Raw genomic sequence first — 25,654 nt, 5'->3', positions numbered from 1 at the left:
GATATGGCATGTTCGAGTAATTTTCGGGGGATTTCATGTTAAAACCGAAAAAACCATTGAAAAACAAATAGATAAAAAGAGACCGAATACGATTCCTGTTTCCGCTTCAACCAGTCCTTTTTGAATTTATTCAAACAGTTACATATCAGAAACCCGTTTTTAACGGGTTTCAATGCTTACCAATACATCCATTCAAGATCAAACCGTTGCCATCTTTTTCGTGTGGGCGACGAGTGAACTTCGGGATCGCTTCGATCCGAAATCTCCCCAACTTTGCGTAGCTCCTTCCAGTTTCGAAACACGCAGCTTTACGCCCTCCCATACCATCAGCATAATCACCACCGATCCGATTGTAAGATTTAACAGGTGCGCACCTCTTTTATCGGACAACAAGCAAATCTGAAAATCTCGTAGTGTATCGAGGCGACAGCATTTCACGCTTCATCTGCCACTGCTGCTGTATACCCTGCCCGGCAAAATAGAGCGTGCCCTTTCCCTCCTTTGCATTCAGGTGATCCAGTACCTCCATTAACTTCTCACTACCAGCTCGGGGAGCACTTTCATCGAACAGGTTTAGTTGGGCCACGCCCTGGCTGAAGAAGTCGCCCAGCATGACACCCGCTTTCTGGTACCGGTGACCGTCCTTCCATATTTTGTCCAGACACTTTACCGCGGCGTTGATGATGTCTCTGCTGTCCTGAGTTGGCGTGAGCAGCCTTATCGATGCGCTGTTTCCGTAATACGGCTCATTAAGGGCAAATGGAGAGGTCTTAACGAAGGCGGATATAAAACGGCAATACTGGTGTTCTCCCCGCAGCTTCTCAGCACCACGGGCCGCATAGCTGCAAATAGCCTGCCTCATCTGCTCATAGTCTGTAATACGTTCGCCAAACGATCGGCTGCATACAATTTCCTGCTTTACCGGGGCGAACTCCTCCAGATCCAGGCATGGCTCGCCGCGCAGCTCGCGGACGGTTCGCTCCAGCACAACGTTAAAGTGTTTTCGGATAATCCACGCACTCTGCTCTGAAAGGTCCAGTGCGGTTTTGATGCCCATAGCGTTCAGCTTCTTGCTGATGCGCCGACCAACGCCCCAGACATCCTCCACAGGAACAAGCGCCAGTAACCTTCGCTGCCGGTCGACGTTTGAGAGGTCAACCACCCCACCAGTCTGCCGTTGCCATTTTTTCGCAGCATGGTTAGCCAGCTTAGCCAGCGTCTTGGTCTGGGCTATGCCGACGCCGACTGTGAGATGTGTCCGCTGTAAAATAGTCGCGCGGATCTCTTTCCCGAACTCAGTCAGGTCACGGCAATTCCTTACGCCGGTAAGGTCGCAAAAGGCTTCGTCTATGCTGTAAATTTCCACACGCGGGCTCATTTCTTCCAGCGTGGTCATTACCCGGCTGGACATGTCTGCGTACAGCTCGTAGTTGCTGCTGAAGCAAACTACACCAGCGCGCCGGAACAATTCCTTCTGCTTGAAGAACGGCTCACCCATCGCTATCCCGACTGCCTTTGCTTCTGCGCTACGCGCTATTACGCAGCCGTCATTATTCGAAAGAACAACCACCGGCCGACCACGCAGGTCTGGCCTGAATACTGTTTCACAGCTGGCATAAAATGAGTTCACATCGACCAGGGCAAACATCACATCACCGGGTTGTCGTCTGAGAACGCCGCAGCGCCATTGATAAAAAAGGTCACCACTCCCATGACATCGACTTCATCTAAAGCATCACCTTCTATGCATTCACCGTCTTCGGTGATGAGCGAACCGCCCATAACGACCGCGAATTGTAGTTGGCCGAACGCATGCACCAGCACGCGCGTTCCGTTGGTGGGCGGAAGATCAGGCTGAAAAAGCGCATAACCACCTGACGTTTCAACCAGGCATGAGTAGCGGTTAACCCCACATAACTGTTCAAGCCTGTATCGCTGAGCTTTTGCCTCCATAGCTCCTCCCAAAACAACTGTATTTATATACAGTATCGTCAAATATGAGAGTCGATCAAGTTGGACAGTGATGCTAAACTTCAGACCTTTCCGAATTCACTGATTTCTATAATGTTAAAGTTATTCGCCAAGTACACATCGATAGGTGTTATCAATACGCTCATTCATTGGGTAGTGTTCGCTGTTTGCATCTACGCATTCCATACAGGCCAGGCACTTGGCAACTTTGCCGGATTCGTTGTGGCTGTGTCTTTCAGCTTCTTTGCAAACGCCAGGTTCACGTTTAAGTCCTCGACTACCACTCTGCGCTACATGCTGTATGTAGGGTTTATGGGATCCTTGAGCGCAGCTGTTGGTTGGGCTGCCGATAAGTCCGGTATGGCTCCGATCGTGACTCTCATTCTCTTTTCCGCCATCAGTCTGGTGTGCGGTTTTATTTATTCAAAGTTCATTGTCTTTAGGGATGCGAAATGAAAATTTCTCTGGTCGTTCCCGTCTTTAACGAAGAAGACGCGATACCTATTTTTTATAAAACGGTTCGGGAATTTGAAGGGCTTCAGCAGCATGAAGTAGAGATAGTCTTCATCAATGACGGCAGTAAAGACGCGACAGAATCAATTATTAACGCGCTTGCTGTTGCCGATCCGCTTGTGGTTCCACTGTCCTTTACGCGCAACTTTGGTAAAGAGCCCGCACTTTTCGCTGGCCTTGACCATGCAAGGGGTGACGCAATTATCCCAATAGACGTAGACCTTCAGGACCCTATCGAGGTAATACCGCATCTGGTTGATAAATGGCAGGCCGGGGCTGATATGGTGCTGGCTAAGAGAACCGATCGTTCTACAGATGGCCGACTGAAACGCAAAACGGCTGAGTGGTTCTATAAGCTCCATAACAAAATCAGCAATCCGCAGATCGAAGAAAACGTAGGTGACTTCCGCCTGATGTCTCGCGAAGTTGTTGAAAACATTAAACTCATGCCTGAGCGCAACCTTTTCATGAAGGGAGTATTAAGCTGGGTAGGCGGAAGTACTGATGTGGTTGAGTACGCTCGCGCAGAACGAGTTGCCGGAAATACAAAATTCAATGGCTGGAAGTTATGGAATCTCGCGCTTGAGGGCATAACAAGCTTCTCAACATTCCCGCTCAGAATGTGGACATACATTGGTTTAGCCGTTGCTGGGATGTCATTCTTTTACGGAGCATGGATGGTGATTGATACTTTAGCCTTCGGGAATCCAGTCCGCGGGTATCCATCGCTACTTGTTTCGGTTCTGTTCCTCGGTGGAGTGCAACTCATAGGCATTGGAGTTCTAGGTGAGTACATAGGAAGAATATACATAGAGTCCAAGGGTAGACCTCGCTACATCCTTAAGAGAAGGAATAAGTGAATCCTATGCCTGATTTTATTAATCGATATATTAACTATATATGGCTTTGTTTAACTGCTGCCTCTGCGTTAATTGTTTTGCTTGTTTTTTTAGTCTGGAACGCCTGTACTCTGAACAAGCCAAAGAGTGTAGTTATGGACCTCGAGAATGTCCATGTTGATGAGTGCTCTTTTGATAAACACCGCATAAAGGTCGTCGGGTGGGCATTCACTGAAGGCGAGCCATCATCTATTAATCGCGTTTTCGCTTATAAGACGAACGGAGAGGCTGTGGAGGTTATGTCGTCAGTTGTCATGAGGCCTGACGTAACTCGTTATTTTAACAAGAAACTCTCATACGACAGGGCTGGTTTCTCAGCTTCTAAACGCATTTTCAATGCAGATGATTACAGTGGAGAGATTGAAGTAATATCAGAGGATTATAGCGGAGTTGGTCATGCCAAAAGATTCAGTTGCAAATAAATGGATAGGGGTATCGCTAATATCTATGGCGACACTCTATTTATTAACAATATCCATGAACGTATCGTTGCGTGACTATAACGACGATGCTTTTTACCTCTCTGCTTTTGAGAGTGGTGAATTTATAAGTTTTCTTTCTCACCAATACCAGACATGGAGTGGCAGGGTGTTGGTTGACGCTTTGATGATAAGCACTATAGGATACCGCACCTTTTGGTTATTTGGTATTCCTGCGTCTCTGCTCTTGTTGGCATACTCTTGCTGCAAGATGACATCATCCAGGACGGGTTTAATACCAATAGCATTGTTCGTTATATTGTTTGCAAGCATGCCAGTTCAGGTAATAAATGACTCTGTATTCTGGGTTACAGGATTTTATAACTATTTATTACCTACATCAGTGGCATTCTATGTATTCTCGGTTTTTTTATCAGGGATCGATTCAAAAGCCCACAAAATAATATCCGTAGTTCTTGCGTTTTATATTTCTTATATGGAGCAAGCCGCGCTTTGTTTTTTAGTCGCAATGGCTTTAGCTTTTGTATTTAAAAGAGACTACATCACTAAATTTAGCGTACTACTTTTCGTGATTGTTTTAGTTAATTTTATCATTTGTATAAAATCTCCTGGGAGTGAGCAAAGGCTATATCTTGAAACATGGAATAGATTGCCACAGTTCAAATACTATAATGTATTCATAAAGTTTTCATTAGGCCTTGATAAGATTAATGAACTTATCATATATGTTGTTAATCTACCGTTAATTATTTTCTGCATCCTGCTATCATATTACAGGCTCACTATTGGAAAGCTTAGCATCTCCGTTAAGTTTTCTATAGTTTTCTCCTTTGCATATGCCATATTGCAGTTAATTAGACTTCTTTCACCAGCCATGAACTCTCATTTCTTTTTTAATTTGGGAGATATCTCTGGAGAGACATTCTTTACATTGTACAAGTATATGTCTTACGTATTACTGACAATGTTATTGACATGCCTGGTTACTATTATGCTTGACTTGACTTATCATGACCATTCATTCCTCATTCCAATTGTAGCGTTGTTAGTTGGCGTTATATCTGTAACAGCCATGGGTTTCTCTCCAACGGTATTTATATCTGGATTCAGGGTGGATTTTATTTTTGAGGTGATTTGCTCTTTCATGAGCATATTTGTAGTAAATAAAATACTGAAATAAAGGAAGCGCCATCTGGATCATCCCTGGATGGCGCATTTGTTGCTTACGGTGTTATGTATGAATAATCAGACTTCATTCTTTCAGTTTCCGCATAGCTCAAGGCGTTAGCCCTTCCGCACATACCATATTGGCCCCTATTCATCCTAAATCCAGTGACATAGGTGGTCATTGCTGATGGGTGGCTATTTCCTATCTCTACAGTAACTAACGAGCCTGATGAATTTGCATCCCTTGAGCTAATGGTGATTGTAGCTTCACTCCATGAGGCAGCGGAATCAAGGTTTCGCAAATCCAACTGATACTTAGTTCCGTCTGGGTTGTAAATAGATGTTTTAACGACATTAGTTACCGCCTGGGATGTGTTGATTAGGAACTGAATAGTAACGAACTCATAGTTGATAAGATCAGCTCTTGGGAACTGGAAATAAATCGTACTTGTAGCTCCAGCGATAGCAGATAGCGATCCTATGTATCTAGCATTCCTTAAATCTTGTCTTGGAGTGCCAGCGCCAGTCCTGGTAAATGTAGCTGCTCCAGAGGACTTAGCAAACCATCCTGGGGCGATTGCCGTTGATGCATTTGCTGGTATAGACACAGTTGCATTGTCTATATACACGAGATCTGAGTTTAATGCCGGAATATCTATCCCATATTTATCTACTACAGCTACGTAGTTTGTTGTCATTGGCAATAGTGGCATATTAGCTGCTGAAATTCTTCCAGCAATAATCTTCTGAAATGCTAAGTCGTTAATCTTTACAATTGGGGGAATATAAGCGGTCACAGGCGGTGTATTAGTAATATTTACATCATCTAATATAATCTCATTTAATAAAACTGAATTATTTGCTGTTCTAATGAAAGAGTTAGTGTTAAGCCCATGGAAATTACAATATACATTTTTAATACTAATGCCAGTGTAATTGTTTACAGGTGCAGCTATATTATCTCCAATTTCAATTACATTTTGCCCCCCTGCCAGCATTTCGTTGTAGAGTCTATCAATAACAGCATATGAAGATGGGTATCCAAGTTTTATCGCTATGAGGCTATTTTCGCTAGAGTTATCAGTAATAGAAGCGGCTACTCCTGATGAATAAAGCATAACTCCACCAGTACCAGCGCCTAGCCACTTACATCGATTTTGGGTAAATGTCAGACGGCTATTACCAGAATATTTATCCGTTGCAGAGCCTTCATCATCTGCTGCTTTGCAAAAATTCCCCCCCTTATCTGTGTAGTCTGCGAATGTATTCCCTCTGACTATAGGCCACCAGTTTTGTGCTTTGAAGTTTATGGCATATTTTCCTGGTTCTCCGTTAGAAAGTATCCTGTTGTTCTCTACGGTTGCAGTATGTGCCGTCCATGGCTCGAAAACTGCGATCTCGGATGTACCTCCATCAATCACTGCGTTTCTTAGTTCATAGCTATCTTGCGACCAAAATGCTGCGCCAGCTTCTGCCTCGCCAATTTTTTGCGGGTATAACTGGGCATATAACTGGATGTCAGCGATGTCTTTCTGATACTGGCTATCAAGGCCGGCTGTTTTGCTGGTCTTACCCTGAATAGAGCTGAATTTGTTGGCGGCGTCAGTGCGCTCCCGTTCTGCTTTGGCCTGCTCGCGCAGTGCATTCGCATTATCCCAGGCTTTTCCTGCCAGTTGCCCGGCGAGCATGATTTGCTCTTGCGAAGCAGTATTACCGAGAGACTGCTGTGCGTTCAGTACGGCCTGCGCGCGCGACAGTTCGCCTACACTGCCCGCAGACAGCTCGGCCTTTTGCTTCAGTTCATCCAGTTTTTGGTTAACGGACTCCTGCGCTTTGGCGTATTGCTCAGCATCTTTCTGCGCTGCGGACTTACCGCCTTTTGGCTTGCTGCCCGCGGTAGTTCCGGTGGTCTTTATCTCGATCGGCTTTGTGTTAGCTGCAGTTTTCGAGGCTTTCGTGACAGCATCCAGATCGCCAACCAGCATGGCGGCTTTATTACTCAGGCCAGCCAGCGCTTTGTTTTGGGCTTCCCACCCGTCCAGACCGAGCCATGACCATGTGCGGGCCCGGCGCGTGAACATTTCCGCCGTACTGTTCAGATCTGAGATCTGTGAATCGGCAGAGATAGCTTTGCCGGCAAGTCTGTCCAGCGCAGCAGTCAAAGAGTCAATCACAGCAACCATGCCAGAGCTTGCGCCCGTTGCCTGGTTTACCGAATCTATCATCGACAAGAAAGAGTTTGTCAGCGCAGTGTTTGCCTGTGAGAGCGTACGCGGTAGCTTCTCGAACTCAGCATTCACTGAACCGGTTTGTTTCTGAATGGCGTTTAGCGCGTCCTCAGCGGTTAGTTTCCCGTCCAGCATAAGTTGACGTAACTGTCCAATGCTGACACCCATTCCCGCGGCGATCTGGCGAGCCAGTTCCGGCATCTGCTCAAGGATGGAGTTGAATTCTTCAGCCCGCACGGTCCCAGATGAAATTGACTGACCGAACTGCCTTAGAGCGTTCGTCATTTCCTCTGATGAGGATCCGCCTATACGCCCAATTTTCTGAAGCGTCTCGGTCAACTGTAAAATCTGACCGTTCGTCGCACCGGTATCGCGCAACGCCGTACTCAGGGTTTCCCAAAGCTTTTCCGTGTCCTGAAGAGACCCGCCTGTAGCAGAGCTGATACGCATCAGACTCTGCATCGTCTGTGAGGCCGCAGCGGCGCTACCGGTTAGTCGTTCAATTCGTGCATTCAACTGACTCATGTTGTCAGCAGCAACGAGAAACGCTTTACCCCAGTCAACAACGAGTGACGCTGCAATGGCACCTGCTACGCGGTTGATATTCGTCTGCAGCTCATCCATCTTTTTGGCTGCATTCGTGGCAGAGTTGCCAATAGAGTCGAGCGACTTATTGGCTTTTCCCTGCGCCTTCAGCAAGCCAGAAACATCGGCTTCGATGTCGTAATAAATCTCGCCTGCTTTTTCAGACATCAGTTTTCTCCGGGCATAAAAAAACCCACCGTGTGGTGGGTTAGTTATTCGTGTCGTTTATTGACATCGTTCGGTATAGTCTGGCGGTGGTGGTGTGTCTCTTGAGCTTAGGAAATGATCGCCAAGCGTATAGTCGACACCTCTTGAGAACATACCTTTCGCTTTCATGTTCAGTTCCACGTAGAACGGATGAAATCCGGCATATGCCCCGAAACCGTTCTTGCCGTTTATCTCGCCACAAACTACAGCGATGACACCACCATCGTCGGAGTCTGTCATCCTGGCAACCTTCATATTGCGAAACTGAGCACTTGAAGGATCAAGCAGGTTAGCGGACACCTCGGATTTCGCCAGAGAGATTGCCTTTTCATCGCCTGGCTTACAGGCAGCCAGAAGCAGTGGAATCGCCAATGCCAAAAGTATTTTTTTCACTCTTATCCCCTGAGTTTTATTTTGGGCCATCTTACGCCAGGCCAGGCGAGTACGGTATATCCATTATTAACTCAGGCTGCTTTCTTTGCTGATTTTTCGCGCTCAATCATTTCCTGCCACCGGCGTTCATCATCATCCATAACCGCGTCATACTCTTCCCTGGTGAAGCCTTTCTGGTTCGGGTATTTGGCGTTCAGCATCATGGCGAATTCGGTCATGGTTAGCTCCATAGCCTCTTCCTTACTGATGCCAAAATGATTGCGGGCGGCCATGATGTATTCAGTCGCATGAAACTCAGAAGTTGTTTCCTTACTTTCGTTCTTCTGCAGCGTCCTGACTCTGGCCCGTCCGATAATGCCATGCATCATCAACGACTGGGCTATGAGAATGAGGTTCTCAGGAGGTAGCGAACCGCGGTGCCATACAAATGTACGTCGCCCAGTACGGGATAGTTCATGCCATCCAGTAAGTTCAGAAACATCCTCATCGCAGCAAGACTGGATGACGTTGATCGCGGAGAGTAAAGTTTCACGTAGAAACGCCGCTGAACCTGCAGCTTCAAGCGCCCATCGAGGATGCGTTACGTCTCCAAAGTAGTGGGCGTAAAATCTGCGCTGATGCTCAGGTATAGCGCTGTGAATTTCTCGCGCTGCCTCAAGCATTTTCGCCACGTCATCATTGAAGAGTGCATAGAACGTGCGGACGATATGCTCTGGCTCGCCTATCCGCGTCATGTTTCGGAACGACGGCCGGAAGAAAAACTCATGCTCGCCAGCGCCGATAACACACTCGCCAATTTCTTTCAAGGGGGTCATATCGCTCTCCATAATCAGTATCAAGGGCAGCACGCCGCCCTTTGTAGTGATTACGGTGCGGCAGTTACGGTAACAGCGCAGGTAATGCGATGCCAGAATTTGAGGTTAATCATCAGAAAGGATTTTCTTTGCGTGAGTTGATTGATTTTCGCGCATGGACGGATATGCAACTTTCAGAGTTATGGAGGCTGAGTATAGGTGACTCAGTAATCCTGCAAGAGCAGTTAATACGCCGCATTAAATAGACCCGCTCCGGCGGGTTTTTTCATACCTCAGTCGCTTCACCGAGGCGGCTTAGTTATGACAACCGGCGGCCATCCACCGCCCATTGAAACACTGAATAAATGCGTTGAAGTCTTGTATTAACCGTTCCGTTCGCCGCGATAAGGCCAAGAGGATTTATGAGCAATAAAACTGGAGGGCGCGCTTTCCCATGCGATTCTATCGTGGAGCGCGACGAAGTTGGTCACTTACATGGTTTCGAAGTCAGCTCTGGCGGAATGACCGGGCAGGAGATATCTCTTGGCCGAATTGATCGCAAGGACGCTGTTGCCCAGGCCATTGAGGCCAACAACTACATCGACCAGAATTACCTTCCCTCTTCTCTCCTGGATCGCATAAAAGACGTGCCCACTTTCACAGTGGCTGCATGGCTGGAGCGTTACGAGGTGATTCTCGAGCGGCGCGAGCTGAAACCAAACACGATGAAGGTCAGGCGAAACCAGATCGCCACCATTAAGGAAGAGTTCGGCAAAATTCCCCTCGCTTCTGTCACGACAAAGGACATCGCCTCATTCCTTGAAGCGTACATTCTCTGCGATAAAAAGAGCATGGCTTCCGGGCTCAGGTCTGTGCTGATGGACATCTTCAGGGAGGCGATTGTGGAAGGACATGTCGACAGGAACCCGGCAGAACCGACGCGAACGCCGACACCGAAAGTTAAGCGAGAACGCTTGCTGCTCGAACAATTCACGGTCATCCGCCAGGCAGCGTTAACTCATTCTGAATGGGCGCCAAACGCATGCGATCTGGCACTGGTCACCGGCCAGCGGCGGGAAGATATCTCACTGTTCAGGTTCAGTGACATTAAAGATGGGAGGCTTTTCGTTACGCAGGAGAAAACAGGTCACAAACTGGCACTTCCCCTTGATTTGAGGCTGGACGTCGCCGGGCTTGTGTTGCAGGATGTCATTGATCGATGCCGGGTGAACAACCCTTCCGACTTCATGCTTTACTCTCCGGTCCGCCGCGGGGGAAGAAAGCCGGGGCCGCTAACTCCTGACGGACTCACACAGGCCTTTGCAGAGATAAGGGATTCGACCGGGTTAAAATTCGGACCTAACCCACCTCCTCTCCATGAGATCAGAAGTCTGGCGAGCAGGCTCTATGAAAAGGAGCGCGGGGAGGAATTTTCTCAGCGCTTACTCGGCCACAAAAATTTAACAATGACCAAAAAATACCTGGACGCACGCGGTGCGGAGTATGTTATGGTTTAGAGAGGATATGGCATGTTCGAGTAATTTTCGGGGGATTTCATGTTAAAACCGAAAAAACCATTGAAAAACAAATAGATAAAAAGAGACCGAATACGATTCCTGTATTCGGTCCAGGGAAATGGCTCTTGGGAGAGAGCCGTGCGCTAAAAGTTGGCATTAATGCAGGCTAAGTCGCCTTGCCTTTTAAGAATAGATGACGACGCCAGGTTTTCCAGTCCACAGCTAAAGCGGTCGGAAAAAAAGCGCCAGAGCATCATTAAAAGTGAAAAACCGCAGTGCTTTCGCAAGCATCTGCGGTTTTTTATTGGAAACCCGAACGTTAGCAGAGCTTGTCGGCGCGCTCGATAAACGGTGCCAGACTCATTTTTTGTCCCGGATGCGACGGGTCATCGATTTGAATAATGCTAATCGGCTGGCCGCTGCTCTTGCCGCTGGCTACCTGCTGCTCTGCGGTATCATTCAGGGGGTATTGCACCAGCGTGCTCGGATTGATGGCATACAGCGCATGGCCTGGACGGCAGGTCAGCATCACCTCTTCGCGATTGAACGCCCATTTGTCCTTACCCACCTCGAAACGGCTCACGGTGATGACCTGCGGTGCGGCAAACGCGCTCCCCGTACAGGCCAGCAATAAGAGAGAAAGTACTGTCTTTTTCATATGATATTTAACCTTGTCAGAAGGGTTCCCAGGTGGCGAACAGACTGACCGTTGCCAGCACCAGCGCTCCCAGCACCACTTCTGCCTGTGTCATCCTGATAAAAATCTGTTGTGCTCGTCCGCTCTCCGGACGAAACCGTGGCACCAGAAAATACCGATTTGCCAGCGCAATTACCACCATCAATGCCACCAGCGCACATTTGAACAACAAAAACTGCACGTAGCCAGCCTGCCAGGGAATATCGAGGCCCAGTATCATGAGCGCATTTATCACCCCGGAGAGCAGCACGCCCGCAACGGCATAATGCCCCACGCGCGAGAAGCGCATCATGGTAAAGATGGCGGCATTCTGCCAGCGCCCTTTCGCCAGTCGCATGCAGAACAGCAGGGGCAGTAATCCGCCAAGCCAAGTGGCGGCACAGATCAGGTGAAAAGCATAATTAAGACGCTGCAGCGCCCCCATCGGACCGTCGTTCATCGCCGCGTGACCTACCCCAGCCAGCAGGATAAGCTGGCCCATTGCGAGCAGCAGCAGACGCGAACCTTTCAGCGGCGCGAGCCATGCGGCACTGACCGTTATCGCAGCGAGGATCATTTGCCACAGCCAGACGCCGCCAAACCGGGTTCCCATCACGCTGAACCAGACCTGTGGCGCAAACACATCTCCCCAGCCGTTGCCCATCAATCCACCCTGCAGCATAAACATCAGGACCGCAGCCGCCAGGCTCACTAGGGCCGCCACTTTCTGCTGAGACTGAAAACGCCGGGACAGCAGACGGTGGAGAGAGGAAGGCGCAAACCAGACGCTATAAAGCGCATTGCCAAACACCAGCATCAGCGCCCCGAAATGGATAAAGCGTAACCCGACATAACACAGCGCCAGCATGCTATTTCACGCTAAAGTGATAGCTGCCTTTGGTTTTATGGCCGTCTACGGAGACCACGTGCCAGTCCACCTGGTAAGTTCCTGCTGCCAGCGTTTGTTCCAGCGGCACGGTAAGCTGAGCTTTGTTCTTTTCGTCGCGCGTAACGGTTCCCGTTTTGATGACCTGATTTTGCGCATCCGTTACCACCACACCGCTAAAACCAGGTTCGATACCTTCCGAAAAATTCAGCGTAAGTGCCTGAGGTGCGGTCACCACGCTGTCTGCTGCCGGGACCTGCTGGTTAAGATGCGCATGTGCAAGCACGGAGGGCGTCATCATTGTCGAGGCCACAAAAACCAGTGCGCAAACTGCGCGGGAAGCGGAGAAACCCATCCAATCATTCCTTTTTGTTATGTCTGTATGCTAAAGAATAACGCTGTATAATAAACGAGTCGAGGATCATCCTGCCTCCGCTTGTCATCATCGTGCAATCGCGGTAACGTTGCCGCCGTATAAAAAGGAGAAGGTAATGAAGATCAATCTGGCCGCCCTTCCGCAGGACGAGATGGATAAAGTGAATGTCGATCTCGCTGCCGCTGGCGTCGCGTTCAAAGAGCGTTACAACATGCCCATCGTGGCTGAAGTCGTGGAACGGGAACAGCCCGCCCATCTGCGCGACTGGTTCCGCGAAAGACTCATCGCCCACCGTCTTGCCTCGGTCAATCTCTCCCGTTTACCGTACGAGCCTAAAGTTAAATAAGCTTAACGAGTCGTTACACTTCCTTACGCGTAATCTGGCAGGATAAGAAAACCCTGATAAATATGGGTCTATTCTTAAATCTCTGCGACTCAGTGTATAAGGAAGTCACGATGTCACATTGGAATATAGCGGCAGCCCAGTATGGCGGGCTGCATCAGACCGTAGATGACCATGTTACGCACCACCTGCGCTTCATCGCCGAAGCAGCGCGGCAGCGGTGCGAACTGCTGGTTTTCCCTGAACTCTCATTAACGGGCTCTGGCGCGCCGACGTTACCTCCCCCGCCCGATGACGCGCAGCTGGAGCCGCTGCTCAACGCGGCACATCTACACCAGATTACCGTTATTGCCGGGCTCCCCCTGGAACAGAATGGCCAGCGCCAGAAAGGCCTTGTGCTGTTTTCGCCCGCCTGCCATCGCATTTTGCGCTATCCGCAAGGGCGCGGTGCCAGCCTCGTGCCGGGGGATAAACACCTTAGCATCCTTGATGCACATCCCGATTCCCCCAATCTCGATCCCCGGGCAACGCTTGTTACCAGCTGCCAGTCGGTGGGGGATAATCGCTGGCGGCAGTCCATCAGTAACCTGCAGCGCTTCGCGCATAAATATGCCATTGCGGTGCTGATGGCAAACGCCTGCGGCGGCAGCGCGCTGTGGGATGAAAAAGGCCAGCTGGTCGTGCGCGCGGATAAGGGCGAGCTTCTGGTGACCGGCACGCTCGGCGGAGAGGGTTGGCAAGGCGATATCATTCCTTTAGGCTAGGCGTTTTAAGCTCAGGAGTTTTCAATGCTGCGCGTCATCGATACCGAAACTTGCGATCTTCAGGGCGGAATAGTGGAAGTGGCCTCTGTCGACGTGGTTGATGGTAAAATCGTCAACCCCATGAGCCATCTGGTGCGTCCCGATCGCCCCATAAGCCCTCAGGCAATGGCTATCCATCGCATTACCGAATCGATGGTGGCGGATAAGCCGTGGATCGAAGAGATCATCCCTCACTACTACGGTAGTCCGTGGTACGTCGCGCATAACGCCAGCTTTGACCGCCGGGTGTTGCCTGAAATGCCGGGGGAATGGATTTGCACCATGAAGCTGGCGCGTCGTCTGTGGCCGGGGATTAAATACAGCAACATGGCGCTGTACAAGTCCCGCAAGCTCAGCGTACGTACCCCTGAGGGGCTTCACCATCACCGCGCCCTGTATGACTGCTATATCACCGCCGCGCTGCTGATTGATATTATGAATATCTCTGGCTGGACGCCGGATGACATGGCGACGATCACCGGACGTCCCGCGCTGCTGACCACGTTTACCTTTGGTAAATATCGCGGGAAGCCGGTGTCCGAGGTGGCGGATAAAGACCCGGGCTATTTGCGCTGGCTGTATAACAACCTCGACAGAATGAGCCCGGAACTGCGCTTAACGCTGAAACATTATCTGGGCGACGCTTAACGCTCCGCACGGCCTGGCAGCGTGTCCTGCGCCAGGCCTATTAAAAAGGCATATTCCAGGGCAACGCCTTCGTACGATTTAAATCGCCCCGATTTCCCTCCGTGTCCGGAATCCATGTCGGTACACAGCAGCAGCAGATTGTCATCGGTTTTCAGCTCCCGCAGCTTTGCCACCCATTTTGCCGGCTCCCAGTACTGCACCTGAGAATCATGCAAACCGGTGGTGACCAGCATGTGCGGGTAGGCTTTCGCCTCAACGTTATCGTACGGGCTGTACTCTTTCATATAGCGGTAGTACATCTCATCCTGCGGATTCCCCCACTCCTCAAACTCTCCGGTGGTAAGCGGAATGGATTCATCGAGCATGGTCGTGACCACATCGACAAACGGTACCTGCGCGACAATCCCCTTAAAGCGGTCGGGACGCTGGTTGATCGCCGCCCCCATTAGCATGCCGCCCGCGCTGCCCCCCATCCCAAAGCAGAGCTGCGGAGCGCCGTAGCCCTGCTCAATCAGCGCATCGCAGACGTCGAGGTAGTCATTGAAGGTGTTTTTCTTTTTCAGGAATTTCCCGTCTTCATACCAGTTCTGGCCCAGCTCACCGCCGCCGCGAATATGGGCGATGGCGAAAACAAAGCCGCGATCGAGCAGGCTTAACCGGCTGCTGCTGAAATCGGCATCCATGCTTGAGCCATACGAGCCGTAGCCGTACACCAGGATCGGGTTTTTGCCTTTCTGGAAATGGCCTTTGTGATAGACCAGCGAGACCGGCACCTCCACACCATCACGGGCGGTGACCCACAGATGCTCGCTGCGGTAGTTTTCGGACTCAAAACCTTTTACCTCGGTCTGTTTAATCACCTGGCGCTGCCCGGTATCCATATCCAGCTCAAACAGGGTGTCCGGCGTGGTCATGGAGGAGTAGCCGTAGCGCAACCGCGACGATTCGGGTTCAGGGTTGAACCCAATCCACGTCACGTAGGCCGGGTCATCAAACGCAATCCCCACCACTTCCCGGGTTTTACGGTTGATTTGCCGGATACTGGTCAGCCCGCGCTGACGCTCTTCCACCACCAGCCAGTCGGTAAACAGGGTGAACCCTTCCAGCATCACCTGATCCCGCGCGGGGATAAGCACCTCCCACTTGCGCTCATCGCGCACTTTGGTTTTATAGAGACCAAAGTTTTTGCCCTCGCGATTGGAGCGCAGATAAAAGCTGTGCTGGAAGTGATCCAGGCTGTACTCGTGATCCTTACGGCGCGGCAGGAAACAGAGCGGCTGGGCGTCCGGCAGTTCGGCATCGAGCAGCAGAACTTCCGACGTCGTCGCGCTGGCAAGGAAGATAATCACATAGTGGCGTGAGGAGGTTTTATGCAGGCTGACATAGAACGTTTCGTCTTTCTCTTCATAAACCAGCTCGTCGTCAGCGGAGTCTGTTCCCACGGTATGTCGCCACACCTGGTAAGGCAGCAGCGTCGACGCGTGCTTTTTGACGTAGTAGACCGTCTCGGAATCATTCGCCCAGACAAAATCCGGGGAGACGTTTTCCAGCATTTCCGGATACCAGTTGCCGGTGTCCAGATTGCGAAACCGCAGGCCGTACTGGCGGCGGGAGAGATAATCCTCCGCCAGCGCCATCACCGCGTTGTCAGGGGAAATGGACATGCCGCCCAGGGTATAAAACTCGCTGTGGGCGGCCCGCTGGTTGGCATCGAGCAGAATATCCCACTCATCCCATTCGGCGCTTAACACCGACTGACGCTGGTAGATGGGATACTCATTGCCGGGCTCGTAAATATGGCGATAGCGATAGCCGTTTTTGGTCCAGGGCGCGGAGATATCGCGCTGGGGAATACGCTGCACCATTTCATTCAGGAGCTGGTCCTGAAGCGTCTGCTGGCTGGACATGACCTTTCGGCCATAGTCGTTTTCCTCGTGCAGGTAGTCGAGTACCTCTGGCCGGGAGCGAGAATCGTCCCGCAGCCAGTAATAGTTGTCTATACGCGTATCGCCATGCGTGGTGATCGCATAAGGAGTACGTCGGGCTTTCGGTGGCATGTCATCATTCTTTTAAGTTTTACACCCTATAAGGTTGGCAAAACCCACGCATGATGCAAGCGAAACAGCGTCGCGACGGCGACGGCTATCCCTGTAACGCCTGTTTTTGCTCCCGGATATCCCGCTCAATACCCTCGCGCACGTCCTGAGGGATCTTTAACGCATCGCCCAGAGCGTTAAGGTAGCTGCGTTCCATAAAGTGATCGATATCGATGGCGGCGCAGCTGAGGAAATAGAGCTCCAGCGCCTCTTCCTCATTTTTCACACTTTGCGCAAGACGCTGCGGCTCGAGCGGCTGTTCTATCGCCTGCGCCACCAGCACTCTTCCCTTCTCTTCAACACCGGCCTCGCGCAGCTGCTGCTCGATCGCCGTTCGTTCCTTATCGTCAATATGCCCGTCGCTTTTCGCGGCAAAGACCAGCGCAAGAATGAGCCGTTCGGTACGCAGATCCAGCGGCGAGGTGTGCTCGCCGTAATGCGGTTCATCGCTGTGCGCGGTCCGTACCCTGTCCTTGTATTTATTCCACAGCACGGTGCCCGCGATGGCGCCGCCGCCGGCCAGCAGCGCGCCTGTACCATACTTTGCCAGCAGCTTGCGTGAGGATTTATTCGCGACCAGCAGGCCTGCCAGCCCGCCGAGCGCCCCGGGTACCAGCAGTTTGCTGAGGCCCCGTTCGCCAGACGATGTTTTCTGCCCTAACAGGGATTGCAATTGATTTAACCAGCCAGACATGGTTTCCCTCACTTAACGGTGAACATGTTCCACAGCGTAAGCGAGCGGGCGTCAGGAAATGTCTGGTCGGGCTAAAGAAGCGCAAATTTCTGCCCTCGCGTTTATCCCTGCGCAAGACAGACGCAAACGTTTTCGTTTATACTGCGCGCAACTTTTTCAGGGGGATTGTTATGATTCGTTTAGGAACTGCGCTGCGACCTGCGGCGACGCGAGTGATGCTGTTGGGATCGGGCGAGCTGGGAAAAGAGGTCGCCATTGAGTGCCAGCGTTTAGGTGTGGAAGTCATTGCCGTAGACCGTTACGCCGACGCACCCGCCATGCACGTCGCCCATCGTTCTTATGTGATTAACATGCTGGATGGCGATGCCCTTCGTGAGCTGATTACGCGCGAAAAACCCGATTTTGTTGTGCCGGAAATTGAGGCCATCGCCACCGATACGCTGATCGCTCTGGAACAGGAAGGCCAGCGCGTGGTGCCCTGCGCGAAAGCCGCAAAGCTCACCATGAACCGCGAAGGCATTCGTCGCCTGGCGGCGGAAGAGCTGGGATTGCCCACCTCGAGCTACCGTTTTGCGGGCGATAAGGCCGCATTCCTGAAGGCCGTCGAAGAGATTGGCTACCCGTGCATCGTTAAGCCGGTGATGAGCTCCTCCGGAAAAGGACAGAGCTTTATTCGCGACAGCAGCACCCTGGATAGCTCGTGGGATTATGCCCAGCAGGGTGGCCGGGCCGGAGCCGGTCGCGTCATCGTCGAAGGCGTCGTGAAGTTTGATTTCGAAATCACCCTGCTGACCGTCAGCGCCGTTGACGGCGTCCATTTCTGCGACCCGATTGGGCACCGTCAGGAAGATGGCGATTACCGCGAATCCTGGCAGCCGCAGCAGATGAGCACCCTGGCGCTGGAGCGTGCTCAGGAGATCGCCCGTAAAACCGTCCTGGCGCTGGGCGGCTATGGCCTGTTCGGCGTGGAGCTGTTTGTGTGCGGTGATGAGGTGATTTTCAGCGAAGTCTCCCCTCGCCCGCATGACACCGGCATGGTGACGCTGATTTCGCAGGATCTCTCCGAGTTCGCCCTGCACGTGCGCGCGTTCCTCGGCCTGCCCGTCGGCGGGATTCGTCAGTATGGCCCGGCCGCCTCGGCGGTGATCCTGCCGCAGTTAACCAGCCAGAACGTCACGTTTGATAACGTCGACGGGGCGGTGGGTGCAGGATTGCAGGTACGTTTGTTCGGCAAGCCGGAGATCGACGGAACCCGCCGTCTTGGCGTGGCATTAGCCACCGGGGATAACGTTGACGACGCCGTGGCGAGAGCGAAAGCGGCCGCTGCGAACGTCAAGGTTGCAGGATAAAAAAACGGGCCGTAAGGCCCGTTTTTCATGCGGCGAATGGCTTACTGTTTCGCACCTTCAACCGCTTCGCGAGCCAGTTTGGTGATGCGATCCCAGTCGCCCGCTTCCAGCGCATCCGCCGGAACCAGCCATGAACCACCGATGCAAAGCACGCTTTTCAGCGCCAGGTAGTCACGGTAGTTGGCAGGAGAGATACCGCCCGTCGGGCAGAAGCGCACCTGAGAGAATGGACCCGCAATCGCCTGCAGCGCTTTGGTGCCGCCGTTCGCTTCAGCCGGGAAGAATTTGAACTCTTTCAGACCGTAGTCCATGCCCAGCATCAGTTCAGAGACGGTGCTGATGCCAGGGATCAGCGGAATGGTACCTTCAGTGGCGGCTTTCAGCAGCGGCTCGGTCAGGCCAGGGCTGATGGCGAACTGCGCGCCCGCTTCGGTCACTTCTGCCAGCTGCTGCGCGTTGAGAACGGTACCCGCACCGATGATGGCGTCCGGCACTTCTTTGGCGATAGCGCGGATAGCATCCATCGCGCAGGCGGTGCGCAGGGTCACTTCCAGAACGCGAACGCCGCCCGCAACCAGCGCTTTCGCCATCGGTACAGCGTGCTCCAGCTTGTTTACCACGATAACCGGCACGACAGGGCCAGTGGTCAGGATTGCTTCTGCACTTGTTTTCCAGTTTTTCATCAGAGTTTTCTCTCGCCAGATCGTTAAAATCAAGTCGTCTTAAAACGTAATACAGGTTGCGCCCTGCTCCGCACCGGAGAGTTTCTCACGCAGCGCGCTGAACATTTCGCGTCCGGTCCCCACGCGCGATGCGCTCAGGTCAGGAATATGGGGCTGACGTGCCGCCAGCTCGGCGTCATCCACCAGCAGGGTTAACTCGCCCGTCTGGCCGTTCACGCGGATCATGTCACCATCGCGTACTTTCGCCAGTAAACCGCCGTCGTAGGCTTCCGGCGTCACGTGGATGGCTGAAGGCACTTTACCGGATGCCCCGGAGAGGCGTCCATCGGTGACTAGCGCAATTTTGAAACGGCGGTCCAATAATACACCAAGTGGTGGCATAAGTTTATGTAATTCTGGCATCCCGTTAGCTTTAGGCCCCTGGTGACGCACCACCACTACGCAGTCTTTATCAAGCAGACCGGCGTCAAAGGCGGGTAATACGTCGTGCTGGCTTTCAAACACCACCGCCGGCGCTTCGATAACCTGGTTCTCTTCCGGTACGGCAGAGGTCTTCATTACCGCACGACCGAGGTTGCCGCTCAGCACTTTGGTGCCGCCATGAGGAGAGAACGGTTTGTCGATCGTGGCAATCACCTGCGCATCAAGGGAAGCGCTCGCCCCTTCACGCCAGTCCAGCTCGCCGTTGTTCAGCCACGGCTCCTGGGTGTAGCGCTGAAGGCCAAAGCCAGCCACGGTATTTACGTCTTCATGCAGCAGTCCGCCTTTCAGCAGCTCCCGCATCAGCAGCGGTACGCCGCCTGCAGCCTGGAAGTGGTTAATATCCGCCGGACCGTTCGGGTACAGACGCGCCATCAGCGGCACTACAGAAGAGATCTCGGAGAAGTCATCCCAGTTAATCAGAATGCCCGCCGCACGCGCCATGGCCACCAGATGCATGGTGTGGTTAGTTGAGCCACCGGTTGCCAGCAGCGCGACAATCCCGTTAACAATGACTTTTTCGTCAACCATTTTACCCATCGGCATCCATTCGTTGCCGTTGCCGGTCAGACGCGTGACCTGACGGGCCGCGGCCTCGGTCAGCGCCTTGCGCAGCGGTGCATCTGGCTGGATGAAGGACGAGCCCGGAAGCTGCATCCCCATAAACTCAACGACCATCTGGTTAGTGTTAGCCGTACCGTAGAACGTACAGGTCCCCGGCGCATGGTAAGACGCAGCTTCCGCCTCCAGCAGCGCCTGACGGTCTGCTTTCCCTTCCGCGTACAGCTGGCGAATACGCACTTTTTCTTTGTTCGGCAGACCGCTCGCCATTGGGCCGGACGGGACGAAGATCGCAGGCAGATGCCCAAACGACAGCGCCGCCATCACCAGGCCCGGGACAATCTTGTCGCACACGCCGAGGTACAGCGCGCCATCAAACATATTGTGTGACAAGCCCACCGCGGCAGACATCGCAATCACTTCGCGGCTCAGCAGGGACAGCTCCATACCGTCCTGCCCCTGCGTCACGCCGTCACACATGGCAGGCACGCCGCCCGCCACCTGGCCCACCGCATTCACGCTGTGCAGCGCGTTACGGATGATAGTGGGATAGACCTCATACGGCTGGTGGGCGGAAAGCATATCGTTATAGGAGGTAATGATGGCGATATTGTTACGCAACATGCTTTTCAGCGACGCTTTATCATCAGGCTGGCAGGCGGCGAAGCCGTGCGCCAGGTTCCCGCAGGCCAGCTGAGATCGGTGGACGGTGCTGCTCTTTGCCTGTTCAATCCGGGCGAGGTAGGCCGAACGGGTCTCTTTCGAGCGCTCGATAATGCGCTGTGTTACGCGTAACAATGTCGGATTCATAAAAGCTCCTCTAAATTATCTGTCCGGCTCGGGAGTTTACAAAGTCGCTGGCAGTTGTTAACAACGCTGAAACGCTTGCTGTCCGGAGCTCAGGGGCAAAATCACTTCCGGCAGTGTAATAAAAAAAGCTCCGCGGGTGAATCCACGCGGAGCTTAAAAGTTGAAAATTGTGCCACTAGCTGTGTTAGATCATGTTACCGGTAAAATAACACTTTCGAGCTAGAGGATTATCTTACTCAAACTCGTTCCAGGAGCGGCCATCGCGGGTGATCATCGCCACCGACGCGACAGGTCCCCATGTACCAGCCTGGTACGGTTTTGGCGCATCCTGATCGGCAGCCCAGGCTTCGGTGATGGAGTCGACCCATTTCCACGCCTCTTCCACTTCGTCGCGACGCACGAACAGCGCCTGGATACCGCGCATGGTTTCCAGCAGCAGACGCTCGTAAGCATCGGCCAGGTGCGTCTGGTTGAAGGTTTCGGAGTAGCTCAGATCCAGCTTGGTGGTCTGCAGGTTGTGTTTATGATCCAGCCCCGGCACTTTGTTCAGGATCTGGATATCCACCCCTTCGTCCGGCTGCAGACGAATGGTCAACTTGTTCTGCGGCAGTTCCTGCCAGGACTCTTTGAACAGGTTCAGTTCCGGGTTTTTGAAGTACACAACCACTTCGGAACATTTAGCCGGCAGACGTTTACCGGTGCGCAGGTAGAACGGAACGCCCGCCCAGCGCCAGTCGTCGATATCCACGCGGATCGCCACGAACGTCTCGGTGTTGCTGGACTTGTTCGCGCCCTCTTCTTCCAGGTAGCCCGGCACTTTTTTGCCTTGCGCAAACCCGGCGGTGTACTGACCGCGGACGGTCTTCTCACGCACGTTGGAGCGGTCGATGCGGCGCAGTGACTTCAGCACTTTCACTTTTGCGTCACGGATGCTGTCAGCCGTCAGGTCAGACGGTGGAGACATGGCAATCATGCACAGAATTTGCAGCAGGTGGTTCTGGATCATGTCGCGCATCTGGCCGGCCTGGTCAAAGTAACCCCAGCGACCTTCAATCCCCACCTCTTCCGCTACGGTGATTTCCACGTGGTCGATAGTGCGGTTGTCCCAGTTATTCACAAACAGGGAGTTAGCGAAACGCAGCGCCAGCAGGTTCAGAACCGTCTCTTTACCGAGATAGTGGTCAATGCGGTAGACCTGGCACTCTTCAAAGAACTCGCCCACCTGGTCGTTGATTTCACGCGAGGTTGCCAGCGACGTACCCAGCGGCTTCTCCATCACGACGCGCGCCGGTTTGGCGTTCAGTTTGGCTTCGCCCAGACCTTTGCAGATGGCGCCGAAGGTGCTTGGCGGCATGGCGAAATAGTTAATGGTGACACGGTTTTTCTGATCCAGCATCGCGCCTAAGCGGGTAAACGCGCTGACGTCGTTGACGTCCAGGTTGCAGAAATCGAGGCGTCCACTCAGGGTATCCCACAAACTTTCATCAATTTTTTCTTTCATGAAAGTTTCGAGCGCCTCGCGGACGACTTTGGTATAAGCGTCCTTGTCCCAGTCAGCGCGCCCGACACCCAGGATACGGGTATCCGGATGAATTTGGCCCGCTTTCTCCAGTTGATACAGGGAAGGCAGCAATTTTCGGCGTGCAAGGTCGCCTTTCGCGCCGAAAATGACCAGGTCACATGCCTGGGCTGTTTGCGTTACCGCCATGTCATTCTCCTCAGTTGGATCACCTGGTACTTCTGCCAGGTATCGTTGTAATTTTATTACAATGCACTGTACTGCTTTTACGTCATTCCCGAAACCATTAGCGCTTATCGTCGCGTGCGATACCGCGATTTTTCACCATCTGGGTGATTACGACGGCGTAATGACGCAACAACCGTCGTTTCTTTGCGCAACAGGGTCACAGCAAAACCCGACACCGATCAAGTAATGAAAAAAAACAACAACATTATCTTGTCGATTGTTACCCTTAATGGAAGCCACAGGGGTAATATCGGCTAAATCGAATCACGATTTCATCAATTTATGAAATCGTTTACACCCATGAGCATCCTGTTAACATGAACATGCTGGAAAAAATCCAGTTTCAACTGGAACACCTTAGCAAATCCGAGCGAAAAGTGGCTGAGGTCATTCTCGCCTCTCCCGCTCAGGCGATTCATTCAAGCATCGCCGCTCTGGCACAGGAAGCGGGTGTTAGCGAACCCACGGTCAATCGCTTTTGCCGTAGCCTGGAAACGCGCGGCTTTCCTGATTTTAAACTGCATCTGGCACAAAGTCTGGCTAACGGCACCCCATATGTTAATCGTAATGTGGATGAAGACGACAGCGTTGATGCCTATACCGCGAAAATTTTTGAATCGGCCATGGCTTCGCTTGACCACGTGCGCCAGTCTCTGGACATGAGTTCCGTGAATCGCGCGGTGGATTTGCTCACCCAGGCCAAGCGGATTGCGTTCTTTGGTCTCGGGTCGTCGGCAGCCGTGGCGCATGACGCCATGAACAAATTTTTCCGCTTTAACGTCCCGGTTATTTATTCCGATGACATTGTGCTGCAACGCATGAGCTGTATGAATTGCAGTGAAGATGACGTCGTGGTACTGATTTCGCACACCGGCCGCACCAAGAGTCAGGTAGAGCTGGCACAGCTGGCCCGTGAAAACGATGCCATGGTGATTGCCCTCACCACGGCAGGCACGCCGCTGGCGCGTGAGGCGACGCTGGCGATCACCCTCGACGTGCCGGAAGACACCGACATTTATATGCCGATGGTTTCCCGACTGGCGCAGCTTACCGTGATTGACGTGCTGGCAACCGGTTTTACCTTACGTCGGGGCGCAAAATTCCGGGATAACTTGAAGCGGGTCAAGGAAGCGCTGAAGGAATCGCGTTTTGATAAAGAATTGCTTATAAAGAGCGATGTTCCCTGATAGTTGATAACGAAGACGTAACCAATAATTACGATGTAACGATTTACGGCATTCGGTCCACTCTCCGCTGCCTTGCAGCAGATGAAGGCCGATTCAATGTTCACGCAACACCAAAGTTGTTTCAGTCAACGGAGTATTACATGTCCAGAAGGCTTCGCAGAACCAAGATCGTAACCACCTTAGGCCCGGCCACCGATCGCGATAATAATCTTGAGAAAATTATCGCTGCCGGCGCCAACGTGGTGCGTATGAACTTCTCTCACGGTACGCCAGAAGACCATAAGTTACGTGCCGATAAAGTGCGTGAAATCGCAGCCAAACTGGGCCGCCACGTTGCTATCCTCGGCGATTTGCAGGGTCCAAAAATCCGCGTATCGACCTTTAAAGAGGGTAAAGTTTTCCTCAATATCGGCGACAAATTCCTGCTGGATGCCAACCTGGGCAAAGGCGAAGGCGATAAAGAGAAAGTCGGTATCGACTATAAAGGCCTGCCGGCTGACGTTGTGCCAGGCGATATCCTGCTGCTCGACGACGGTCGCGTACAGCTGAAGGTGCTGGAAGTTCAGGGCATGAAAGTGTTCACCGAAGTCACCGTCGGCGGCCCGCTTTCCAACAATAAAGGCATCAACAAACTGGGCGGCGGCCTCTCTGCAGAAGCGCTTACCGATAAAGACAAAGCGGACATCGTGACGGCTGCGCTGATCGGCGTTGACTACCTGGCGGTCTCCTTCCCGCGCTGCGGCGAAGATCTGAACTATGCGCGTCGCCTGGCTCGTGATGCAGGCTGCGATGCTAAAATCGTCGCGAAAGTTGAACGCGCGGAAGCCGTTTGCGATCAGGATGCCATGGACGATGTGATCCTCGCATCCGACGTGGTGATGGTTGCGCGTGGAGACCTGGGCGTGGAAATTGGCGACCCTGAGCTGGTAGGGATCCAGAAAGCGCTGATTCGTCGCGCACGTCAGCTGAACCGCGCGGTGATCACCGCCACTCAGATGATGGAATCGATGATCACCAACCCAATGCCAACCCGTGCAGAAGTTATGGACGTGGCTAACGCCGTGCTGGACGGTACCGATGCGGTGATGCTCTCTGCGGAAACCGCTGCAGGCCAGTATCCGGCAGAAACCGTGGCCGCCATGGCGCGCGTCTGCCTGGGCGCTGAAAAGATCCCAAGCATTAACGTTTCTAAACACCGTCTGGACGTGCAGTTCGACAACGTGGAAGAAGCGATAGCGATGTCTGCGATGTACGCGGCAAACCATCTGAAGGGCGTTACCGCGATCATCACCATGACCGAATCTGGCCGCACCGCGCTGATGACCTCTCGTATCAGCTCTGGTCTGCCGATCTTCGCCATGTCCCGTCACGAACGTACGCTGAACCTGACCGCGCTGTACCGCGGCGTGACGCCGGTTCACTTCGACAGCACCAACGACGGCGTAGCTGCGGCGCACGATGCCGTAAACCTGCTGCGCGACAAAGGCTATCTGGTATCCGGTGATATCGTCATTGTGACCCAGGGCGACGTGATGAGCACCATCGGCTCAACCAACACCACGCGCGTTATGACCGTCGAGTAATAACGTCTGTGTTAAAAA

23 protein-coding genes and 1 pseudogene are annotated in these 25,654 nt (G+C 52.5%); 11 read left to right on the top strand and 13 right to left on the bottom strand.

The window, feature by feature from the left end:
- Positions 1-379: 379 nt before the first annotated feature.
- Positions 380-1,648 carry a Y-family DNA polymerase gene (locus ACMWLG_RS05580; protein WP_045405221.1) on the bottom strand — a complete coding sequence of 423 codons (1,269 nt, stop codon included), beginning with the start codon at positions 1,646-1,648 and terminating at the stop codon, positions 380-382.
- A complete protein-coding gene (locus ACMWLG_RS05575) occupies positions 1,648-1,953 on the bottom strand; it encodes a hypothetical protein (protein ID WP_045405224.1) in 306 nt (101 codons plus the stop codon). Before ACMWLG_RS05575 ends, ACMWLG_RS05580 begins: the two co-directional genes overlap by 1 nt.
- Before the next feature lie 111 nt (positions 1,954-2,064).
- Here ACMWLG_RS05575 and ACMWLG_RS05570 point away from each other — a divergent pair, with 111 nt between their 5' ends.
- From ACMWLG_RS05570 to ACMWLG_RS05555, 4 genes are read left to right on the top strand one after another with little or no spacing between them, the layout of a single operon-like run.
- The gene (locus ACMWLG_RS05570; protein ID WP_045405227.1) at positions 2,065-2,427 is read left to right on the top strand and encodes a GtrA family protein; all 363 of its coding nucleotides are present in this window, start codon (positions 2,065-2,067) and stop codon (positions 2,425-2,427) included.
- Positions 2,424-3,344: a glycosyltransferase family 2 protein gene (locus tag ACMWLG_RS05565; RefSeq protein ID WP_045405230.1), complete on the top strand. Its 921-nt coding sequence runs from the start codon at positions 2,424-2,426 to the stop codon at positions 3,342-3,344. The genes ACMWLG_RS05570 and ACMWLG_RS05565 overlap by 4 nt, the downstream gene beginning before the upstream one ends.
- Before the next feature lie 5 nt (positions 3,345-3,349).
- Positions 3,350-3,805: a hypothetical protein gene (locus ACMWLG_RS05560; RefSeq protein ID WP_045620333.1), complete on the top strand. Its 456-nt coding sequence runs from the start codon at positions 3,350-3,352 to the stop codon at positions 3,803-3,805.
- Positions 3,780-5,003 (top strand): DUF6056 family protein, encoded by a 1,224-nt coding sequence (locus ACMWLG_RS05555; protein ID WP_127348423.1) that lies wholly within the window; start codon positions 3,780-3,782, stop codon positions 5,001-5,003. Before ACMWLG_RS05560 ends, ACMWLG_RS05555 begins: the two co-directional genes overlap by 26 nt.
- A 1,339-nt stretch (positions 5,004-6,342) precedes the next feature.
- On the opposite strand, the pseudogene ACMWLG_RS05550 reads toward ACMWLG_RS05555, so the two are convergent.
- The 3 genes and pseudogenes from ACMWLG_RS05550 to ACMWLG_RS05540 all read right to left on the bottom strand — a co-directional run.
- Positions 6,343-7,971: pseudogene (locus tag ACMWLG_RS05550) on the bottom strand (tape measure protein); the annotation flags it as partial.
- Positions 7,972-8,028: 57 nt separating this feature from the next.
- A complete protein-coding gene (locus ACMWLG_RS05545) occupies positions 8,029-8,403 on the bottom strand; it encodes a hypothetical protein (RefSeq protein ID WP_047635173.1) in 375 nt (124 codons plus the stop codon).
- Positions 8,404-8,474: 71 nt separating this feature from the next.
- Entirely contained in the window at positions 8,475-9,218 is a 744-nt protein-coding gene (locus ACMWLG_RS05540) for a DUF6246 family protein (protein ID WP_045404472.1), read from the bottom strand.
- Between the two features lie 401 nt (positions 9,219-9,619).
- On the opposite strand from ACMWLG_RS05540, the gene ACMWLG_RS05535 reads away from it, so the two are divergent.
- Positions 9,620-10,714: a tyrosine-type recombinase/integrase gene (locus ACMWLG_RS05535; protein WP_226855180.1), complete on the top strand. Its 1,095-nt coding sequence runs from the start codon at positions 9,620-9,622 to the stop codon at positions 10,712-10,714.
- Between the two features lie 319 nt (positions 10,715-11,033).
- Here the strand turns inward: ACMWLG_RS05535 and ACMWLG_RS05530 are convergent, their stop codons facing one another.
- The 3 genes from ACMWLG_RS05530 to yobA are packed head-to-tail and all read right to left on the bottom strand — an operon-like array spanning position 11,034 to position 12,631.
- On the bottom strand, positions 11,034-11,372 hold the full coding sequence (locus tag ACMWLG_RS05530) for a YebY family protein (protein WP_045404471.1): 339 nt from the start codon (positions 11,370-11,372) through the stop codon (positions 11,034-11,036).
- A gap of 16 nt (positions 11,373-11,388) precedes the next feature.
- Positions 11,389-12,258: a copper homeostasis membrane protein CopD gene (gene copD / locus ACMWLG_RS05525; RefSeq protein WP_045404469.1), complete on the bottom strand. Its 870-nt coding sequence runs from the start codon at positions 12,256-12,258 to the stop codon at positions 11,389-11,391.
- 1 nt (position 12,259) lies between these two features.
- Complete coding sequence (gene yobA, locus ACMWLG_RS05520; protein WP_045355979.1) at positions 12,260-12,631, bottom strand: CopC domain-containing protein YobA; 372 nt, start codon at positions 12,629-12,631, stop codon at positions 12,260-12,262.
- A gap of 136 nt (positions 12,632-12,767) precedes the next feature.
- Between yobA and ACMWLG_RS05515 the strand changes: the two genes are divergently transcribed.
- The 3 genes from ACMWLG_RS05515 (at position 12,768) to exoX (ending at position 14,446) form a co-directional block, all read left to right on the top strand.
- Positions 12,768-12,998, top strand: a complete 231-nt coding sequence (locus ACMWLG_RS05515; protein WP_013096102.1) for a DNA polymerase III subunit theta — start codon at positions 12,768-12,770, stop codon at positions 12,996-12,998.
- Positions 12,999-13,108: 110 nt separating this feature from the next.
- Positions 13,109-13,759 carry a carbon-nitrogen hydrolase family protein gene (locus tag ACMWLG_RS05510; protein WP_045620326.1) on the top strand — a complete coding sequence of 217 codons (651 nt, stop codon included), beginning with the start codon at positions 13,109-13,111 and terminating at the stop codon, positions 13,757-13,759.
- 24 nt (positions 13,760-13,783) lie between these two features.
- Positions 13,784-14,446, top strand: coding sequence for an exodeoxyribonuclease X (exoX, locus tag ACMWLG_RS05505; RefSeq protein ID WP_010432611.1), 663 nt, complete (start codon positions 13,784-13,786; stop codon positions 14,444-14,446).
- Here the strand turns inward: exoX and ptrB are convergent.
- Both ptrB and ACMWLG_RS05495 read right to left on the bottom strand, forming a co-directional pair.
- On the bottom strand, positions 14,443-16,503 hold the full coding sequence (gene ptrB / locus ACMWLG_RS05500; protein WP_045404467.1) for an oligopeptidase B: 2,061 nt from the start codon (positions 16,501-16,503) through the stop codon (positions 14,443-14,445). The two genes, exoX and ptrB, sit on opposite strands and share 4 nt — an antisense overlap.
- An 85-nt stretch (positions 16,504-16,588) precedes the next feature.
- Entirely contained in the window at positions 16,589-17,236 is a 648-nt protein-coding gene (locus tag ACMWLG_RS05495) for a tellurite resistance TerB family protein (protein ID WP_045404465.1), read from the bottom strand.
- Positions 17,237-17,406: 170 nt separating this feature from the next.
- Here ACMWLG_RS05495 and purT point away from each other — a divergent pair, with 170 nt between their 5' ends.
- A complete protein-coding gene (gene purT, locus ACMWLG_RS05490) occupies positions 17,407-18,585 on the top strand; it encodes a formate-dependent phosphoribosylglycinamide formyltransferase (protein WP_045404464.1) in 1,179 nt (392 codons plus the stop codon).
- Positions 18,586-18,626: 41 nt separating this feature from the next.
- On the opposite strand, the gene kdgA is transcribed toward purT, so the two are convergent.
- The 3 genes from kdgA to zwf all read right to left on the bottom strand — a co-directional run bounded on the left by kdgA (position 18,627) and on the right by zwf (position 22,827).
- On the bottom strand, positions 18,627-19,268 hold the full coding sequence (gene kdgA, locus ACMWLG_RS05485; RefSeq protein ID WP_014884307.1) for a bifunctional 4-hydroxy-2-oxoglutarate aldolase/2-dehydro-3-deoxy-phosphogluconate aldolase: 642 nt from the start codon (positions 19,266-19,268) through the stop codon (positions 18,627-18,629).
- 39 nt (positions 19,269-19,307) lie between these two features.
- Positions 19,308-21,119, bottom strand: a complete 1,812-nt coding sequence (edd, locus tag ACMWLG_RS05480; protein WP_045404461.1) for a phosphogluconate dehydratase — start codon at positions 21,117-21,119, stop codon at positions 19,308-19,310.
- Between the two features lie 232 nt (positions 21,120-21,351).
- Positions 21,352-22,827 (bottom strand): glucose-6-phosphate dehydrogenase, encoded by a 1,476-nt coding sequence (gene zwf, locus ACMWLG_RS05475; RefSeq protein WP_023312228.1) that lies wholly within the window; start codon positions 22,825-22,827, stop codon positions 21,352-21,354.
- A gap of 356 nt (positions 22,828-23,183) precedes the next feature.
- Here zwf and ACMWLG_RS05470 point away from each other — a divergent pair, with 356 nt between their 5' ends.
- Together ACMWLG_RS05470 and pyk are read left to right on the top strand one after the other, a co-directional pair.
- On the top strand, positions 23,184-24,053 hold the full coding sequence (locus ACMWLG_RS05470) for a MurR/RpiR family transcriptional regulator (protein WP_023312229.1): 870 nt from the start codon (positions 23,184-23,186) through the stop codon (positions 24,051-24,053).
- Positions 24,054-24,193: 140 nt separating this feature from the next.
- Positions 24,194-25,636 (top strand): pyruvate kinase, encoded by a 1,443-nt coding sequence (pyk, locus tag ACMWLG_RS05465; protein ID WP_008500455.1) that lies wholly within the window; start codon positions 24,194-24,196, stop codon positions 25,634-25,636.
- Positions 25,637-25,654 lie beyond the last annotated feature (18 nt).

Origin of the sequence: Enterobacter sp. 01-M-02-SI-ECC (assembly GCF_047530595.1) — a bacterium.
Classification (GTDB): domain Bacteria; phylum Pseudomonadota; class Gammaproteobacteria; order Enterobacterales; family Enterobacteriaceae; genus Enterobacter; species Enterobacter cloacae_M.
The sequence above is the reverse complement of the archived record's forward strand: the minus strand, read 5'-3'. Positions and strand labels throughout refer to the sequence as shown.

Excerpts from the sequence above, each read along its gene's own strand:
- ACMWLG_RS05580 (WP_045405221.1), bottom strand. The coding sequence starts at position 1,648 with ATGTTTGCCCTGGTCGATGTGAACTCATTTTATGCCAGCTGTGAAACA.
- ACMWLG_RS05575 (WP_045405224.1), bottom strand. The coding sequence starts at position 1,953 with ATGGAGGCAAAAGCTCAGCGATACAGGCTTGAACAGTTATGTGGGGTT.
- ACMWLG_RS05570 (WP_045405227.1), top strand. The coding sequence starts at position 2,065 with ATGTTAAAGTTATTCGCCAAGTACACATCGATAGGTGTTATCAATACG.
- ACMWLG_RS05565 (WP_045405230.1), top strand. The coding sequence starts at position 2,424 with ATGAAAATTTCTCTGGTCGTTCCCGTCTTTAACGAAGAAGACGCGATA.
- ACMWLG_RS05560 (WP_045620333.1), top strand. The coding sequence starts at position 3,350 with ATGCCTGATTTTATTAATCGATATATTAACTATATATGGCTTTGTTTA.
- ACMWLG_RS05555 (WP_127348423.1), top strand. The coding sequence starts at position 3,780 with ATGCCAAAAGATTCAGTTGCAAATAAATGGATAGGGGTATCGCTAATA.
- ACMWLG_RS05540 (WP_045404472.1), bottom strand. The coding sequence starts at position 9,218 with ATGACCCCCTTGAAAGAAATTGGCGAGTGTGTTATCGGCGCTGGCGAG.
- ACMWLG_RS05535 (WP_226855180.1), top strand. The coding sequence starts at position 9,620 with ATGAGCAATAAAACTGGAGGGCGCGCTTTCCCATGCGATTCTATCGTG.
- ACMWLG_RS05530 (WP_045404471.1), bottom strand. The coding sequence starts at position 11,372 with ATGAAAAAGACAGTACTTTCTCTCTTATTGCTGGCCTGTACGGGGAGC.
- copD (WP_045404469.1), bottom strand. The coding sequence starts at position 12,258 with ATGCTGGCGCTGTGTTATGTCGGGTTACGCTTTATCCATTTCGGGGCG.
- yobA (WP_045355979.1), bottom strand. The coding sequence starts at position 12,631 with ATGGGTTTCTCCGCTTCCCGCGCAGTTTGCGCACTGGTTTTTGTGGCC.
- ACMWLG_RS05515 (WP_013096102.1), top strand. The coding sequence starts at position 12,768 with ATGAAGATCAATCTGGCCGCCCTTCCGCAGGACGAGATGGATAAAGTG.
- ACMWLG_RS05510 (WP_045620326.1), top strand. The coding sequence starts at position 13,109 with ATGTCACATTGGAATATAGCGGCAGCCCAGTATGGCGGGCTGCATCAG.
- exoX (WP_010432611.1), top strand. The coding sequence starts at position 13,784 with ATGCTGCGCGTCATCGATACCGAAACTTGCGATCTTCAGGGCGGAATA.
- ptrB (WP_045404467.1), bottom strand. The coding sequence starts at position 16,503 with ATGCCACCGAAAGCCCGACGTACTCCTTATGCGATCACCACGCATGGC.
- ACMWLG_RS05495 (WP_045404465.1), bottom strand. The coding sequence starts at position 17,236 with ATGTCTGGCTGGTTAAATCAATTGCAATCCCTGTTAGGGCAGAAAACA.
- purT (WP_045404464.1), top strand. The coding sequence starts at position 17,407 with ATGATTCGTTTAGGAACTGCGCTGCGACCTGCGGCGACGCGAGTGATG.
- kdgA (WP_014884307.1), bottom strand. The coding sequence starts at position 19,268 with ATGAAAAACTGGAAAACAAGTGCAGAAGCAATCCTGACCACTGGCCCT.
- edd (WP_045404461.1), bottom strand. The coding sequence starts at position 21,119 with ATGAATCCGACATTGTTACGCGTAACACAGCGCATTATCGAGCGCTCG.
- zwf (WP_023312228.1), bottom strand. The coding sequence starts at position 22,827 with ATGGCGGTAACGCAAACAGCCCAGGCATGTGACCTGGTCATTTTCGGC.
- ACMWLG_RS05470 (WP_023312229.1), top strand. The coding sequence starts at position 23,184 with ATGAACATGCTGGAAAAAATCCAGTTTCAACTGGAACACCTTAGCAAA.
- pyk (WP_008500455.1), top strand. The coding sequence starts at position 24,194 with ATGTCCAGAAGGCTTCGCAGAACCAAGATCGTAACCACCTTAGGCCCG.